The 14,157-nt window shown below is 65.1% G+C and carries 14 protein-coding genes; 8 read left to right on the top strand and 6 right to left on the bottom strand.

Features of this window, described 5'->3' with window-relative positions; translation table 11 throughout:
- Positions 1–110 precede the first annotated feature (110 nt).
- Positions 111–1,445 carry an MFS transporter gene (locus ACIQT2_RS02655; protein WP_397322464.1) on the top strand — a complete coding sequence of 445 codons (1,335 nt, stop codon included), beginning with the start codon at positions 111–113 and terminating at the stop codon, positions 1,443–1,445.
- Positions 1,446–1,502: 57 nt separating this feature from the next.
- Here ACIQT2_RS02655 and ACIQT2_RS02650 read toward each other — a convergent pair whose 3' ends face one another.
- Entirely contained in the window at positions 1,503–2,165 is a 663-nt protein-coding gene (locus ACIQT2_RS02650; protein WP_402943762.1) for a phosphoribosyltransferase, read from the bottom strand.
- A gap of 86 nt (positions 2,166–2,251) precedes the next feature.
- On the opposite strand from ACIQT2_RS02650, the gene ACIQT2_RS02645 reads away from it, so the two are divergent.
- Positions 2,252–2,665, top strand: a complete 414-nt coding sequence (locus tag ACIQT2_RS02645) for a MarR family transcriptional regulator (RefSeq protein ID WP_400330318.1) — start codon at positions 2,252–2,254, stop codon at positions 2,663–2,665.
- Positions 2,666–2,684: 19 nt separating this feature from the next.
- Here ACIQT2_RS02645 and ACIQT2_RS02640 read toward each other — a convergent pair whose 3' ends face one another.
- The 5 genes from ACIQT2_RS02640 to ACIQT2_RS02620 form a co-directional block, all read right to left on the bottom strand.
- The gene (locus ACIQT2_RS02640) at positions 2,685–3,512 is read right to left on the bottom strand and encodes an alpha/beta fold hydrolase (protein WP_402943329.1); all 828 of its coding nucleotides are present in this window, start codon (positions 3,510–3,512) and stop codon (positions 2,685–2,687) included.
- 1 nt (position 3,513) lies between these two features.
- Positions 3,514–3,843 carry a biotin/lipoyl-containing protein gene (locus ACIQT2_RS02635; RefSeq protein ID WP_400269037.1) on the bottom strand — a complete coding sequence of 110 codons (330 nt, stop codon included), beginning with the start codon at positions 3,841–3,843 and terminating at the stop codon, positions 3,514–3,516.
- A complete protein-coding gene (locus tag ACIQT2_RS02630; RefSeq protein WP_402943327.1) occupies positions 3,836–4,876 on the bottom strand; it encodes an alpha-ketoacid dehydrogenase subunit beta in 1,041 nt (346 codons plus the stop codon). The genes ACIQT2_RS02635 and ACIQT2_RS02630 overlap by 8 nt, the downstream gene beginning before the upstream one ends.
- Positions 4,869–5,909 carry a thiamine pyrophosphate-dependent enzyme gene (locus tag ACIQT2_RS02625; RefSeq protein ID WP_402943325.1) on the bottom strand — a complete coding sequence of 347 codons (1,041 nt, stop codon included), beginning with the start codon at positions 5,907–5,909 and terminating at the stop codon, positions 4,869–4,871. Before ACIQT2_RS02625 ends, ACIQT2_RS02630 begins: the two co-directional genes overlap by 8 nt.
- Positions 5,910–6,047: 138 nt before the next feature.
- The gene (locus ACIQT2_RS02620) at positions 6,048–7,433 is read right to left on the bottom strand and encodes an amino acid permease (RefSeq protein ID WP_402943322.1); all 1,386 of its coding nucleotides are present in this window, start codon (positions 7,431–7,433) and stop codon (positions 6,048–6,050) included.
- Between the two features lie 176 nt (positions 7,434–7,609).
- Here ACIQT2_RS02620 and ACIQT2_RS02615 point away from each other — a divergent pair, with 176 nt between their 5' ends.
- From ACIQT2_RS02615 to ACIQT2_RS02590, 6 genes are all read left to right on the top strand, one after another.
- Positions 7,610–8,083 (top strand): Lrp/AsnC family transcriptional regulator, encoded by a 474-nt coding sequence (locus ACIQT2_RS02615; RefSeq protein ID WP_397322473.1) that lies wholly within the window; start codon positions 7,610–7,612, stop codon positions 8,081–8,083.
- Positions 8,084–8,193: 110 nt separating this feature from the next.
- The gene (locus ACIQT2_RS02610) at positions 8,194–8,904 is read left to right on the top strand and encodes an NrtR DNA-binding winged helix domain-containing protein (RefSeq protein ID WP_400330330.1); all 711 of its coding nucleotides are present in this window, start codon (positions 8,194–8,196) and stop codon (positions 8,902–8,904) included.
- Positions 8,901–10,208, top strand: a complete 1,308-nt coding sequence (gene nadA / locus ACIQT2_RS02605; protein WP_400330332.1) for a quinolinate synthase NadA — start codon at positions 8,901–8,903, stop codon at positions 10,206–10,208. Before ACIQT2_RS02610 ends, nadA begins: the two co-directional genes overlap by 4 nt.
- 63 nt (positions 10,209–10,271) lie before the next feature.
- The gene (nadB, locus tag ACIQT2_RS02600) at positions 10,272–12,125 is read left to right on the top strand and encodes an L-aspartate oxidase (RefSeq protein WP_402943318.1); all 1,854 of its coding nucleotides are present in this window, start codon (positions 10,272–10,274) and stop codon (positions 12,123–12,125) included.
- On the top strand, positions 12,118–12,996 hold the full coding sequence (nadC, locus tag ACIQT2_RS02595) for a carboxylating nicotinate-nucleotide diphosphorylase (protein ID WP_402943315.1): 879 nt from the start codon (positions 12,118–12,120) through the stop codon (positions 12,994–12,996). Before nadB ends, nadC begins: the two co-directional genes overlap by 8 nt.
- Positions 12,993–14,150, top strand: a complete 1,158-nt coding sequence (locus ACIQT2_RS02590; RefSeq protein ID WP_402943313.1) for a cysteine desulfurase family protein — start codon at positions 12,993–12,995, stop codon at positions 14,148–14,150. Before nadC ends, ACIQT2_RS02590 begins: the two co-directional genes overlap by 4 nt.
- Positions 14,151–14,157 lie beyond the last annotated feature (7 nt).

The following is a 14,157-nucleotide window of genomic DNA, read 5'->3' as shown; positions in this document are numbered from 1 at the left end:
GGAAGCCCTGTGCTTTCGGTCACAGTATGTAGTACAGTTTCCTAACTGACCGTTCTGTCGGTTAATGCAATTCACGCGCCGACGAGTCACTCACACCCACTGGAGTTCCAATGACCGCAACTTCCTCTGTCGACTCCCTGTCAGGTCCCAGCAGTAAGCGCGAAGAGCGCCGCGTCCTGGCCGGGACCCTGGTAGGAACCACCATCGAGTGGTACGACTTCTTCATCTTTGCCCAGCTCACGGCCACCCTGTTGTCGCCGCTGTTCCTGACGCCGCTGGAGAAGTCCAACCCCGGAGTCGCGCAGATCCTCTCCTTCGCTACCATCGGGATCAGTTTCCTTTTCCGCCCCCTCGGGGCAACCATTGCCGGTCACTTGGGTGACAGGGTGGGACGCAAGGCCGTCCTGGTCATGACGTTGGTGATGATGGGTGCTGCGACAGCCCTCATCGGCTTGCTGCCTACGTACGAAACCATCGGCTTGTGGGCTCCCGTGCTCCTGATCTTCCTGCGCGTCGTCCAGGGGTTCTCCGCCGGTGGTGAATGGGGCGGCGCGGCCCTGATGGCCGTGGAGCACGCACCGATCACCAAGCGCGGGCTGTTCGGAGCCTACCCGCAGATTGGCGTACCGATCGGCATGATCCTCGCTACCGGGCTGCTGTTCTTCCTCCAGTCCGGCATGTCCAAGGAAGACTTCGCTGCTTGGGGCTGGCGCGTCCCGTTCCTGCTCTCTGTGGTGCTGATCGTGGTGGGCTACCTTATCCGGCGCGCGGTCGGCGAAAGCCCGGTGTTCAAGGAGATCGCCCAGCGCAAGGCCGAAAGCAAGGCTCCCCTCGGTGAGCTCTTCCGCCACAACACCAAGGAAGTCGTCCTCGCGGCCCTGATCTTCATCGCCAACAACGCCGCGGGCTACCTGCTGATCGCGTTCTTCATCTCCTACGCCACCAAGGCCTTGAAGATGCCCACCCCGCAGATCCTCCTCGCCACCACCATCGCCTCCTTCGGTTGGCTCATCTTCACCATGGTGGGCGGTTGGCTTTCGGACAAGATCGGCCGCGTCAAGACGTTCCTGCTGGGCTATGCCCTGGTGTTTGCCTGGATGATTCCGCTGTTCGCGCTCATCGACAGCAAGGACATCGTGCTCTACGGCCTGGCCCTCTTTGTCCTGACCATCGGCCTGGGACTGTCCTACGGTCCCATGTCCGCCATGTACGCCGAGATGTTCCCGCCGCAGGTCCGGTACTCCGGCATCTCCATCGGCTACGCCCTCGGCGCGATCCTCGGCGGTGCTTTCGCCCCGACCATCGCGCAGGCGCTCCTTGACCAGACCAAGTGGTCCGGCTCGGTAGGCATCTACATCATGGCCCTCTGCGTCATCTCCGCCGTAGGAGTGATCCTGGCCAAGGAAACCAAGGGCCGTCCGCTCGGCTTCAGCACGCACCACTAGCCGAAACCAGCAACAAGGGGCGCAGTCGACACACCGGCTGCGCCCCTTCCTGCGTTGCTAGGAATGCCCTTCCGTGCCCTTCAGCAATTCCATGACATCCTCGTCCGTCAATTGCTCGAAGTGCCGGTAAAAGGCGCCCACGGCGTGGAACTTGCCCGGGATGTGCAGACTGAACACGGCGTCGCACACCCGGGACAGCGACGTTGATGCTTCGAGGGATGCGACAGGGACTGCGGCGACGACGGCGGCGGCACCTGCCGCGCGGACGGATTCGACGGCGGCCCGCATGGTGGCTCCCGTGGCCAGGCCGTCGTCCACCAGGATGACGCTCTTGCCACGCAGATGGTGGTTGATGCCTGGGTATCCTGCGGCACGACGACTGAGTTCAGCGCGTTCGGCGGCCTCCACCGCATCGAGGGCGGACTCGGCCATGCCTCGGGCAAGCAGCAGTGACTTCAGTTGCCTGTTGACGATCCGGACAACGTCCCCCTGGCACCAGGCGAGGGCTCCAAAGGCCGTCTCATCCCGTCCGGGGATGCCGAGCTTCCGCACCAGGACGGCGCCAAAGGGCAAATACAGTTCTGCTGCTGCCGCCGCGGCGATGGGTACGCCGCCGCGGGCCAGGCCCAGCACCACGGTGTCCGGCCGTTCCCTGAACTGGGGGAGTCCCTGGGCCAGGCGTTGCCCGGCCTCAGCCCGGTCCCTGAAACGCATGCCCATTTGCTCCCATTCCCATGTTGTCCGGCGCTGGTTCAAGCCTACAGTTCATCCTTGCCCGGGGATTGTCACACTGGAAGCATGGCCTTGTGAACAAGCCCATCGGTTATTGGATCAAGCGGCTCGATGCCGCCCTTGAAGTGCAGTTGGACAGTACGCTTGCGCGGGTCAAGCTGAGCCGGCGCCAGTGGCAAACGCTCAACGCCCTGTCCGAGACGACCATGAAGCCGGACGAACTGCACGAGGTCCTGAGCCCGTTCTGGGGCACGGACGTCCGGTTGCGGGAACGGGAGCTCGCCTCGCTGGTTGGCCGGGGGCTGATCACCATGATCGATGACAGGCTTACCCTCAGCGATCGCGGCCGGGAGACCTTCCATCAAGCCCAACGCCTGGTGGAGGAGGCGCGCCTGGATTTGTCCATGGGCATCGGTATTGACGAATACGCCATGGCCGTCAGTGTCCTGGAGCGGATGAGCCTGAACGCTGAGCGGCTGGCCCGGTAGGCCTGTCAGCCAAGACCGCTCAGGCCCCCAGGAACCGGACGGCGGCTTCCTTGAACGCGCGGCTGGTGATGACGTTGGTGTGGGTCCGGCCCGGAACCACCAGGGTTTCCACTGCGGCGCCGCGATTCCCCGCCAGTTCTGCCAGTTGAGGCATACTGGCCGCGCGCTCGTCCTTTTCGCCGGCAACCAACAGGAGCGGGATGTGGGGTGCGGCTTCTGCCGGGTCGAACGGTTCTCCCTTGATGGCTTCGATGAGGGACAACATGGCGAAGAGGTCGTTGCTGGGCAGGAGCCGGGCCATTTTCAGCAGCCCATCTGTGGACTGGTCTGCAATTGGTGTGCCGTCGGCCAGGTACCGCTGGGCCGCCGGGAGGTCGAAAGCGGCGAGCGGGTCGGCGGCGCTGGGCCCGCCCAGCACCACACGGTGCACCAGGTCCGGCTGCGTGGCGGCGAATTCCCACGCCAACCGCGAACCCAGCGAGTATCCGATGATGTCCAAACCGCTGGCAGGGTTCCCGTCCCGCAGCGGCCGCGCTCCGGCGTCGAACACTATCTGGAGCAGGTCGGCACGGATCCGGCTGGGCGTGTACGAGTCCAGGTCTTCGGGGGAGTGGCTGCGGCCGTGGCCGGGCAGATCAACGGTGATGACCCGACGGCCCGCTTCCTGGAGGGTGGTGATCCAGCCGCTGTCGCCCCAGTTCAGCTTGCTGGAGGAGGAGAATCCGTGGATCAACAGCACGGGGCGCAACCCGGCATCCGTGGCAGGTTCGTGGACTTCGACGAACAATTCGGGATCAGTGCCTTCAACGGTGTGCCGCTGTTCCACTGTGTGCCTGCCGGTCATCATGTCAGTCCTCATCGAGTACGGCGCTCAGGCGGACCCGGCGCTTGGGTGCTTCGTCCTTCGGAACAGTGCCCACGATCCCGGCGGTGTCATCCGGTACCTCGAACACGATCAGCGGCTCGCCGACGTTGATGGTCCCACCCGGCTCGCCGTGAATACGCACCACTTTACCCGCCTGGGGGCTGGGCAACTCGAGGGCTGACTTGCTGGTTTCCACCTCCACCAGGGGTTGGTTCCGTTCCACCTGCTGGCCCGGCTCCACGAGCCATTCCAGGACGGTTGCTTCGATGAGGCCTTCACCGAGGTCGGGGAGGGGGAAGGAAATTTCAGCCACGGCGGTACTCCAGTACACGTTGGATCCCATAGAGGATGCGGTCGATGGTGGGCAGGTATTCGTCCTCCAGGTCGCCGGAGGGGTAGGGCACGTCGAAGCCGGTGATGCGCTCCACGGGCGCCTTCAGGCTGTTGAAGCATTGCTGCGTGATGAGTTGGGCGACTTCGGCGCCCAGGCCCGAGGTCAGCGGCGCTTCATGGACGACGACGGCGCGACGCGTCTTCGCAACGGAGGTAGCCAGTGCTTCGGCATCGATGGGTTTGAGCCAGCGCAGGTCCAGGACTTCGACGTCGATGCCGTCTTCGGCGGTCAGTTCGGCCACCTGCAGGCAACGTACCACCATGGCGCCCCAGGCCACGAGCGTCACGTGCCGTCCCCTCCGCGCTACGCGTGCCCCGGTAAGGCTGCCGCCGTCGTTCGCTTCTTCAGCGGGAACCGCTGTGGCGACGTCGACTGGTCCTTTCTGCCAGTAGCGGGACTTCGGTTCCATGAAGATCACCGGGTCCGGCCGGGAAGCGGCGTACTTGAGCAGGTGGTAGGCGTCGTGCGGGGTGGAGGGCGATACAACCTTGAGGCCGGGCACGTGGGCGAACAAGGCCTCGAGGCTTTCCCCGTGGTGCTCGGGAGCGCGGATGCCGCCGAAGCTGGGAACGCGCAGGGTGATGGGCATGGGCAGCGTGCCGCGGCTGCGGTAGTTCATCCGGGCAATCTGGCAGACGATCTGGTTGATGGCTGGGTAGGCGAAACCGTCGAACTGCACCTCGGGGATGGGGTGGAAGCCGGCCATGGCCAAGCCGACGGACATTCCGAGGATGCCGGACTCGGCCAAGGGGGTGTCGAACACGCGGTCTTCGCCGTGCTTGGCCTGGAGGCCGTCGGTGATCCGGAAGACGCCGCCCAGTTTGCCGCAGTCTTCGCCGAAGATGACGGCCTTCGGATCTTCCGCGAGGACGTCGTCCAAGGCCCGGTTGAGGGCCTGCTGCATGGACAAGTGCTCAACACGGGTTTTGGTTTCCATGAGCGTCTCAGACATGGTCGGACTCCTTCCGCCACGCGGTGGCCTGGGATTGCAGGGCGGGGGTGGGTTCCTGGAAGACCAGGCTGAACATTTCAGCGCCGGGACGGGGTCCGAGGGATTCGATGCCGGCTCGGATGGCCTCTTCTTCTTCCTCTGCCTGGCGCTGGGCCACGTCGAAGAAGGACTGGTCTGCCACGCCGTCGGCCAGCAGTTGCTGCCGGAAGCGTGCAAGCGGGTCTTCCCCGGCATCCAGCCGTTCCTCGTCCAGCGTGCGGTAGCGGCCGGGATCGTCAGCCGTGGAGTGCGGACCGCGGCGGTAGGTTATGGCTTCGATCACCACAGGGCCGTTGCCCGCGCGGCAGTGGGCCAAGGCCGAACGGGTGGCCTCGTGGACCGCCACCACGTCGTTCCCGTCCACCTGCACTGCGGGCATGCCGTATCCGGCAGCGCGTGCGGCCACGGAACCACCGGCAACCTGACGCTCCGTTGGCACGGATATGGCCCAGCCGTTGTTCTGGATGAAGAACACCACCGGGGCCTTCATGACTGCGGCAAAGTTCATGGCCTCGTGGACGTCGCCCTGGGAGGATGCCCCGTCGCCGAAGTAGGTCAGCGCCACTCCGGATTCTCCGGACAGGGTCTGGCCGTGGGCCCAGCCAACGGCATGGAGGACGGAACCGGCCACGACGGCTTGGATGGGCGCGAAGCGCGATTCGAGCGGGTTGTACATTCCGCCGTGCCACGTCGCTTTGTGGGTGGACATGTAGCCCACCATGTCCAACCCCATGGCACGGGCAACGCCCATCTCGCGGTACGTGGGGAAGACGAAGTCCCGGGAGCGGTCCACGGCGTAGCCGCTGCCAACCTGGGCGGCTTCCTGGCCCAGTTCCGGCGCATACCCGGGGATGATTCCCTGGCGTTGCCAGGCGACGGCAGCGGTATCCAGATGGCGGACAGCGGCCATGAGCGTGTACAGCTCCCGCAACTGCTGGTGCGTGAGCGGTGCCTCGTCTCCTTCGACGGCGGCAAGCACTGGTGTGGTTGTCATGGCTGTGACACTAGTCACCGGAACGATGGGTGCGCAATCAGCTATGTTTTGGTCAAACAGTTTGTACAAAATGGCTACAAAAAGAGGCTCTTTGCAGGACAAACTGCAAAGAGCCTCTTTTATTTGCTGGACAAGTGGCTACTCGACGGAATGACCCACCCGGCCCGCTTTGGCGCGGGCGTTGAGGAAGCAGCCGAGCGCGATCACGAGGATCAACACCGCGGTGCCGAACAGTTGGCCGGCGCTCTCCGGATTGGCGAAGCCAACGGCGAAGATGATGCCCAGGAGGACGAGACCAAGGATGGTCAGCGCCGGGAAGCCCTTCATGCGAAGGGGAAGTTCCGTGCCGTCTCGGTCTGCCCGGCGGCGAAGAATGAGCTGGGAAACCAGCGCGGTACCCCAGACCACCAGGCACGTGGAGCCCACCAGGTTCAGGAGGGCCGGCAGAACCTTGTCCGGGAACAGCAGTTCCAGCACCGTGGCGACGAAGCCGAAGGCAACCGAAATCCCGACGGCGGCAACCGGCACCTTGGAGCCGTTGATCCGCGAGAGGAAGCGCGGCGCCTCGCCGCGCTCGGAGAGCGAAAACACCATGCGGGAAGCGCCGTACAGGTTGGCGTTCAGTGCGGACAGCAGGGCAACAACCGCAACGAGGGTGATGGCTGCGCCGGCGCCGGGGATGCCCGCGAGGTCCAGGACGCCCGCAAAGGGAGACTTCAGGCCTTCGGATCCCACTGGCAGGATCGCTGCGATAACGAAAACCGAACCGATGTAGAAAACCAGGATCCGCCACACGACGGTCCGGATGGCCTTGCCGACACTGTGCGCGGGGTTCTGCGTTTCGGCTGCGGCGACGCTGACGATTTCAGTCCCGCCGAAGGCGAAGATGACCACGAAGAGCGCTGCTGCGATGCCGCCAATGCCGTTGGGTGCGAAGTCACCGAAAGCCGAGAGGCCCGGCGAGGTGACGTTCGGCAGCCAACCGAAGAGGAGCGCTGCGCCAATGAGCAGGAAGATGACGATTGCGGCCACTTTAAGGATGGCGAACCAGAACTCGAACTCACCGAAATTGCGCACGCCCACCAGGTTGATGCCGGTGAAGACCACCATGAACACCAGCGCGAGGATCCAGACCGGGATGACCGGCCAGACGGAGAAGAGGAGTCCCGCGGCCCCGAGGGCTTCGGCCGCAATCACCACCACCAACTGCAGCCACCACAGCCAACCGATGGTGCCGCCGGCGGTCTTGCCCATGGCCTTCTCGGCGTAGACGGAGAAGGCACCGCTGTTCGGGTTGGCTGCCGCCATCTCGCCAAGGGCCCACATCACCAGGATGATCAGGGTCCCGGCCACGAGATAGGAAACCAGGACCGCCGGACCGGCCGCTTGGACACCTGCGCCCGATCCGAGGAAAAGTCCTGCTCCAATCGCGCTGCCCAGGCCCATCATGGTGAGCTGGCGTGGCTTCAGGGAGTGGCCGAGGCCGGATTTCGATGCAGGAGCCGCGATGGACTTCGTTGTCATACGTGTCTACCTTCTATGGATTTCATGCGGGTGTTGGCGTGCCTGCTTTGTGGGCTGGGCGCGCGGGGCGTCGACGACGCAGCAAGAGCCGTGGAATAATTCTCGCAGTTTGTAAGATACATCACTTTTTGCTGTGGCGATGTGATGGGTAAGGCTCCCCGGGGACAGGAACTTTGATGCTGGTCGATGCTCTTGATGCAAAAATTGTACGTTTCTTCACGGATTCGCCGCGATCCTCCGTCCTGGAGGCGTCGCGGGTCCTGAAGGTGGCACGGGCAACGGTGCAATCCCGCATTGACCGCATGATCGAGAACGGCGTCATCGGTTCGTGGGTGCCGCAGCCGGACCCGGCAAACTTCGGATTCCCGGTGGTGGCGTTTTGCTCGGTCACCATTACGCAGGAGATCGGCCATGACGCCATCATCGAAGGCCTCAGTGCCATCCCGGAGATCATCGAAGTCCATACCGTCACCGGTAACTCGGATCTCATGGTGCGGATCGCCGCGCGCTCCAATCCGGATATGCAGCGGGTCCTCGACGCCATGATCGCCACCAAATCCGTGGTCAGGTGTTCCTCGGTGATCGTGCTGAACAGCCACATCCAGGGACGCACCCTCCCGCTCATGGAGTCTGCTGCGAAGCCTGTGTGACGAAAAGCATTTTGCCGTTCGCCCTTCGAGTCGTACCATTAGTTCTAGTCAATCTGACTTTAACTAATCCGGAACAGAAGGTTCCAGCGGCGACGAAGCGAGGTGAAGCCGTGAACGTCAACTCAGCCAACGTCGCCGAGCGGCGGCTCGCACCGCCGTCGTTGGCCATATCCACGGTGATCTTCGCCCTCAGGCCCAGCGAAAAGACAGGCCGCCCGACGCTGTGGCTGCCGTTGGTGCGGCGGATCCGCGAGCCGTACAAGGACCAGTGGGCCCTGCCCGGCGGACCGTTGGCCCATGACGAATCCCTCCAGGATGCCGCGTCCCGCAACCTCCGCGACACCACCGGCCTGGTGCCCGAGTACCTAGAGCAGCTGTACGCCTTTGGGGGCTTGCACCGCTCGCCCAGCCAGCGCGTGGTCTCGATCGTTTACTGGGCCCTGGTGCAGCCCACCCAGGCCGCGCTCGCCGACGAATCGGAGAACGTGAAATGGTTCCGGGCGGACCGATTGGGGGAACTCGCCTTCGACCACAATGCGATTGTGGACTACGCCCTGTGGCGTCTCCGCAACAAAATGGCCTACGGTTCCATCGCCTACCACCTGCTGGGCGAATTCTTCACGCTGGCGCAGGTCCGCGAGGTCTACGAGGCCGTCCTGGACCGCCAGCTTGATCCGGCGAACTTCCGCCGGCAAATCAAAGCCACACCGGACATCGAAGAAACCGGTGAATACCTGCAAGGCGGAAAACACCGTCCGCCACGCCTCTACCGCTTCACCGGCACGCCCGGCCTCGGGCCAGATAACAGGAGTACACCATGAGCAGCGTCAACACTGCCGTCCAGCTGATCACGCGCGAAGAAGCCGAGAACGGCCTGTCCCGCGCGGGCGCAACCTGCAGCCCGGCCCTTGCCAAGGGCCCCTGGGAGTACGACCTCGCCGAGTCCCTCGCGGGCATGCCCGCCTACGGTCCGGGCGCCTCCAGCAGTGATGTCGCCCCCAAGACAACGCCGCGACAGGGGCAGCTTCCCGAGGAGTACAAGCGGGCCTCAGAGGCTGAACTCGACCAGCGAATCCGCGCGGCCAAGGAGGCCCTGGGGGAGCGCGCCGTGATCCTGGGACACTTCTACCAGCGCGACGAAGTGGTCCAGTACGCGGACTTCGTGGGCGACTCCTTCCAGCTCGCCAACGCCGCCCTCACCAAACCTGACGCCGAAGCCATCATCTTCTGCGGCGTGCACTTCATGGCAGAGACCGCGGACATCCTCTCCACGCCCGAACAGGCAGTCATCCTGCCCAACCTCGCAGCAGGTTGCTCCATGGCGGACATGGCCGACGAGGATTCCGTGGAGGAATGCTGGGAACAACTCGAGGAAATCTTCGGCACGGAAACCGATGCCGATGGACGCGTGCCGGTCATTCCCGTCACCTACATGAACTCCTCTGCCGCCCTCAAGGCCTTCTGCGGACGCAACGGCGGGATCGTCTGCACGTCCTCGAACGCCAAGGTGGTGCTGGAATGGGCGTTCGAACGTGGCCAGCGCGTCCTGTTTTTCCCCGACCAGCACCTGGGCCGGAACACCGCGAAGGCCCTGGGCGTGCCGCTGGAGCAGATGCCCATGTGGAACCCCCGCAAGGAACTGGGCGGTAACGACGAACAGACCCTGCTGGATTCCCGCGTGATCCTCTGGCACGGATTCTGCTCAGTCCACAAGCGCTTCAACGTGGGCCAGATCGAGAAGGCGCGCCAGGATTACCCGGGCGTCAACGTGATCGTGCACCCCGAGTGCCCCATGGAAGTAGTGGACGCGGCAGACTCCGCAGGGTCCACCGACTTCATCAAGAAGGCCATCGCGGCCGCCACCGAACCCACCACGTTCGCTATCGGCACCGAGATCAACATGGTGAACCGGCTGGCAGCGGAAAACCCGCAGCACACCATCTTCTGCCTGGACCCCGTTATTTGCCCGTGCTCCACGATGTACCGCATCCACCCCGGCTACCTCGCCTGGGTGCTTGAGGAACTCGTGGCAGGACGCATCGTCAACCGCATCACCGTGGACGACACCGTGCAGGACAACGCCAAGGTTGCGCTGGAGCGCATGTTGGCCGCCAAGCCCGCCTAAACATGCTGCCTTCAGCAAGGCACAGGAACACCGGTTCACCGGACTAGCCGAATCGAGCCCCACATGATCTCGACACCCCGAACGTCGAGCCTCTCCGGCCCCTCCGCTCCACGGCGACTGGTTGTCGTTGGCAGTGGTATTGCGGGTCTGTACGCCGCGCTGCTCGCTGCCGAGGCGGGGACCGACGTCGTCCTGCTCACCAAAGGCGCCCTGGAGGACAGCAACACCTGGTTCGCCCAGGGCGGCATCTCCGCCGTCCTGGACGAACCCGCTCCGGGAGACACCGTGGCGGCCCACATCGCCGATACGCTCAAGGCCGGCGCGGGTCACTGTGACCCGGAAGCGGTCCGGGTATTGTGCACCGAGGCACGGCTGGACATGGCCGGCCTGGTGCGCTTCGGTGTGAGTTTCGACCTGGACGACGACGGCGACCCCGCCCTGGGGCTCGAAGCCGCCCATTCCGCACCGCGCATCCTGCACGCCGGCGGCGACGCCACCGGTGCCCGGGTAGCGGACGCACTCATCCGCACCGTGCTTGCGTTCCAAGCCGAGGGCAGGCTGACGGTGAAAGGCCACGCGCAGGTCACGGCGCTGCTCACCGATGAAGGTGCATCCGGGCGCACGGTTACGGGCCTCAGTTACCTTCGCAACGGGCGGGAATCGAGGCTCATGGCCGACGCCGTGCTCCTTGCCACCGGGGGCGCAGGGCAACTCTTCTCCCAGACCACCAATCCCTCCGTAGCCACCGCCGACGGGTTGGCCTTGGCCTGGCGTGCGGGTGCTGCGGTGACCGACCTGGAATTTTTCCAGTTCCACCCCACCTGCATGGTTCCTCCTGCCGGAACCCGGGCAGGCGCCGATCCGCTGTTGATTTCCGAAGCAGTCCGCGGCGAAGGTGCCGTCCTGGTGGACGTCCATGGCCAACGGTTCATGGGCGACTACCACCCCGATGCGGAGCTTGCTCCGCGGGACGTCGTGTCGCGCAGCATCGCCCTCCACCTGGCGGCCCTCGGAGATCCCAACGGACACGTCTTCCTCGATGCCACCGTGGTGGAGAAAGCGCGCGGCGCCGGCTTCCTGGAGAAGCGCTTCCCCACTATCAGCCAACGGACCCGCCAGGCCGGCATCGACTGGACCAAGGAGCGCGTTCCCGTGGCACCTGCGGCGCATTACTGGATGGGCGGGGTGGTGACGGACCTGTTCGGCCGCACTACTGTTCCGGGGCTGTACGCTGCGGGTGAGGTTGCTTGTACCGGCGTGCAAGGGGCTAATCGTTTGGCCAGCAACTCTTTGCTTGAGGGGCTCGTGTTTGCGCGGCGCGCCGTGGGCGTATTCGTGGGGGCCTTCCGTGGGGAGGCTGACGCGATCCCTCTGCGTGCTAACTCGGCCGCGGGCGGCCTCGCTTTTACGCACGCTGCCGGGACCCCGCCAGCCGACGACGGCAGGTCACCCAAACCAGCGACTACGGCGCTTTCGGGGCCTCCAGCACCGCTGGATGGCGCCGGGAACAACACCAGCGCCCCTGTCTCCTGGCAGTTCGAGTCGGTCCCCGGGCCTGGGCCGATTGAGGCTTCGTTTGCCGGCGGTGAGCCGTTTTCGAGGGGTGTGTTGCGGCGGTTGATGACCGCGCAAGCCGGCGTGCTTCGCAGCGGCGCCTTGCTCCGGGAAGCCTCGGTGCAGCTTGCGGCCTGGGCTGAGGAGGTTCTGCCTTTGGGTGGGGCTGGGTCCTTGGTGGTGCGCGAGCACGAGGATGCCAACCTGCTGTTGGCGGCGCAATTGCTGGTGCATGCCGCGCGGGAGCGCCGGGGCTCCCTTGGAGCGCACTACCGCAGCGACAGCGTGAGCGAACCAGCCGCCGTCGACGATTCTGACAAGCGTTACACCATGAGCCGGAAAGCGAGCCTCGTCCATGACTAACCTGACCCTCCCCGCCGCAGCCGTGCGGGACATCCTTGAGCGTGCCTTCGGCGAAGATGCGCCCAACGGGGACATCACCTCGCAAGTGCTGATCCCCGCAGATGCCAGTGCCACCGCAGTGCTCAATGCCCGTGTGGCCGGTGTGCTCAGCGGCGGCACGGTCTTCCGGGACGCCATGAAGCTCATCGACCCTGATATCGATGTCCAGTTGCTGCTCGCCGACGGTGAAGCGTTCGACGCCGGTGCGCACCTCGCCCGGGTCAGCGGCAGTGCCCGTTCGGTCCTGTTGGCAGAACGCGTGGGGCTCAACCTGGTCCAGCGCATGAGCGCCATCGCCACCAAGACCGCAGAGTTCGTCCGGCTCGTTGAAGGCACCCGCGCAAGGATCACCGATACCCGCAAGACCACCCCCGGACTCCGCGTGCTGGAACGCTACGCCGTGCGATGCGGCGGGGGAGCGAACCACCGCTACAGCCTCTCCGACGCCGTCCTGGCCAAGGACAACCACCTGGCGGTCATGACCGGTGGAGACTCCACCAAGCTCACCGGGTTGCTGCTGGCGGCCAAGGAACAGCTGGGACACACCACCCACTTCGAAGTGGAAGTAGACAGGGCTGAGCAGATTGAGCCTGTCCTGGCGGCGGGAGTGGACACTATCATGCTGGACAACTTCACCACTGAGGAGCTTCGCGCCGGCGTGAAGCAGGTGGACGGGCGGGCTATCGTCGAGGCCAGCGGCAACGTCAACCTCGCCACCGTGGCCGAAATCGCAGCGACCGGAGTGGACGTTATCTCCGTGGGTGCCCTCACACACAGTGTCGCTGCCCTCGACCTCGGCCTTGACGTCGAACTCGAACTGAACCTTCCGTGATTTTCCTCGATGCCGCTGCCACCACCCCCGTCCGCCGCGAGGTACTCGAAGCCATGTGGCCGTACCTCAGCGGCGACTTCGGCAACCCCTCCAGCCACCACAGCCTGGGTGAAGCAGCGGCGACGGCGCTCGCAGCCGCCCGCTCCGCCGTCGCCAAGGTCCTGAACTGCCGCGCCGGCGAGGTGACCTTCACCTCGGGCGGGACCGAAGCGGACAACCTGGCCGTCAAAGGCATCGCGTTGGCCCGGCAGGCTGCCGATCCGGCGGTGAACCGGGTGGCGATCAGCGGCGTCGAGCATCCGGCGGTCGAGGAATCGGCCCGCTACCTTGAACGCGTCCATGGGTTTGCCGTGGATGTCATTCCGGTGGACGGCGACGGGTTGGTTACCGTGGATGCCCTGAAGAGCGTGCTGCGCCCGGAGACGGCCTTGGTCAGCATCATGTACGCCAACAACGAGGTCGGCACGGTGCAACCCGTGGCCGAACTTGCGGCCGCGGCCCACGAACTCGGCGTCCCGTTCCACACCGATGCCGTCCAGGCGGCAGGATGGCTGCCCCTGGACGTGAAAGGGCTTGGCGTGGACGCGCTGAGCATGTCCGGGCACAAACTCGGTGCGCCCAAGGGCTCAGGAGTGCTCTTCACCAAGGGCAGACTGCGTCTTGAGCCGCTGGTCCATGGTGGCGGGCAGGAACGCGGGCGGCGCTCGGGAACCGAAAACGTGGCAGGGGCCGTTGCGCTGTCCACGGCGCTGACGTTGGCCAGTGCAGAACAAGACGATGCTGCCTTGCGGGTCTCCGGTTTGCGCGACCGGTTCATCGCGGCAGTCCTGGCCACCGTTCCGGATGCCGTCCTGACCGGGCACCCCACCAAGCGACTGCCGTCCGTAGCGTCCTTCTGCTTCCCCGGTACCAGCGGCGAGTCGGTGCTTTTGGAACTCGAACGGCTTGGGGTGGTGTGCTCCAGCGGTTCAGCCTGTGCCGCCGGTTCGGATGCGCCATCGCCTGTGTTGCTGGCCCTGGGACTCGACGCCGAGACAGCCCAGACAGCCGTCCGTTTCAGCGTCACGTCCGCCATTACCCCGGCCGAGCTGGAGCAGGCAGCGGAAGCCGTGGAAACCGCCGTCGGGCGTGTCCGGAAGCTCGCCCAAACCTGAGCCGCTG

This window comes from Paenarthrobacter sp. NPDC090522 (assembly GCF_044769225.1).
GTDB lineage: Bacteria > Actinomycetota > Actinomycetes > Actinomycetales > Micrococcaceae > Arthrobacter.
This window is presented reverse-complemented; position numbering and strand designations above follow the sequence as displayed.

Coding starts and splice junctions, on each gene's coding strand:
- nadC (WP_402943315.1), top strand. CDS start 12,118: ATGACTAACCTGACCCTCCCCGCCGCAGCCGTGCGGGACATCCTTGAG.
- ACIQT2_RS02625 (WP_402943325.1), bottom strand. CDS start 5,909: ATGACAACCACACCAGTGCTTGCCGCCGTCGAAGGAGACGAGGCACCG.
- ACIQT2_RS02620 (WP_402943322.1), bottom strand. CDS start 7,433: ATGACAACGAAGTCCATCGCGGCTCCTGCATCGAAATCCGGCCTCGGC.
- nadA (WP_400330332.1), top strand. CDS start 8,901: ATGAGCAGCGTCAACACTGCCGTCCAGCTGATCACGCGCGAAGAAGCC.
- ACIQT2_RS02615 (WP_397322473.1), top strand. CDS start 7,610: ATGCTGGTCGATGCTCTTGATGCAAAAATTGTACGTTTCTTCACGGAT.
- ACIQT2_RS02650 (WP_402943762.1), bottom strand. CDS start 2,165: ATGGGCATGCGTTTCAGGGACCGGGCTGAGGCCGGGCAACGCCTGGCC.
- ACIQT2_RS02655 (WP_397322464.1), top strand. CDS start 111: ATGACCGCAACTTCCTCTGTCGACTCCCTGTCAGGTCCCAGCAGTAAG.
- nadB (WP_402943318.1), top strand. CDS start 10,272: ATGATCTCGACACCCCGAACGTCGAGCCTCTCCGGCCCCTCCGCTCCA.
- ACIQT2_RS02640 (WP_402943329.1), bottom strand. CDS start 3,512: ATGATGACCGGCAGGCACACAGTGGAACAGCGGCACACCGTTGAAGGC.
- ACIQT2_RS02630 (WP_402943327.1), bottom strand. CDS start 4,876: ATGTCTGAGACGCTCATGGAAACCAAAACCCGTGTTGAGCACTTGTCC.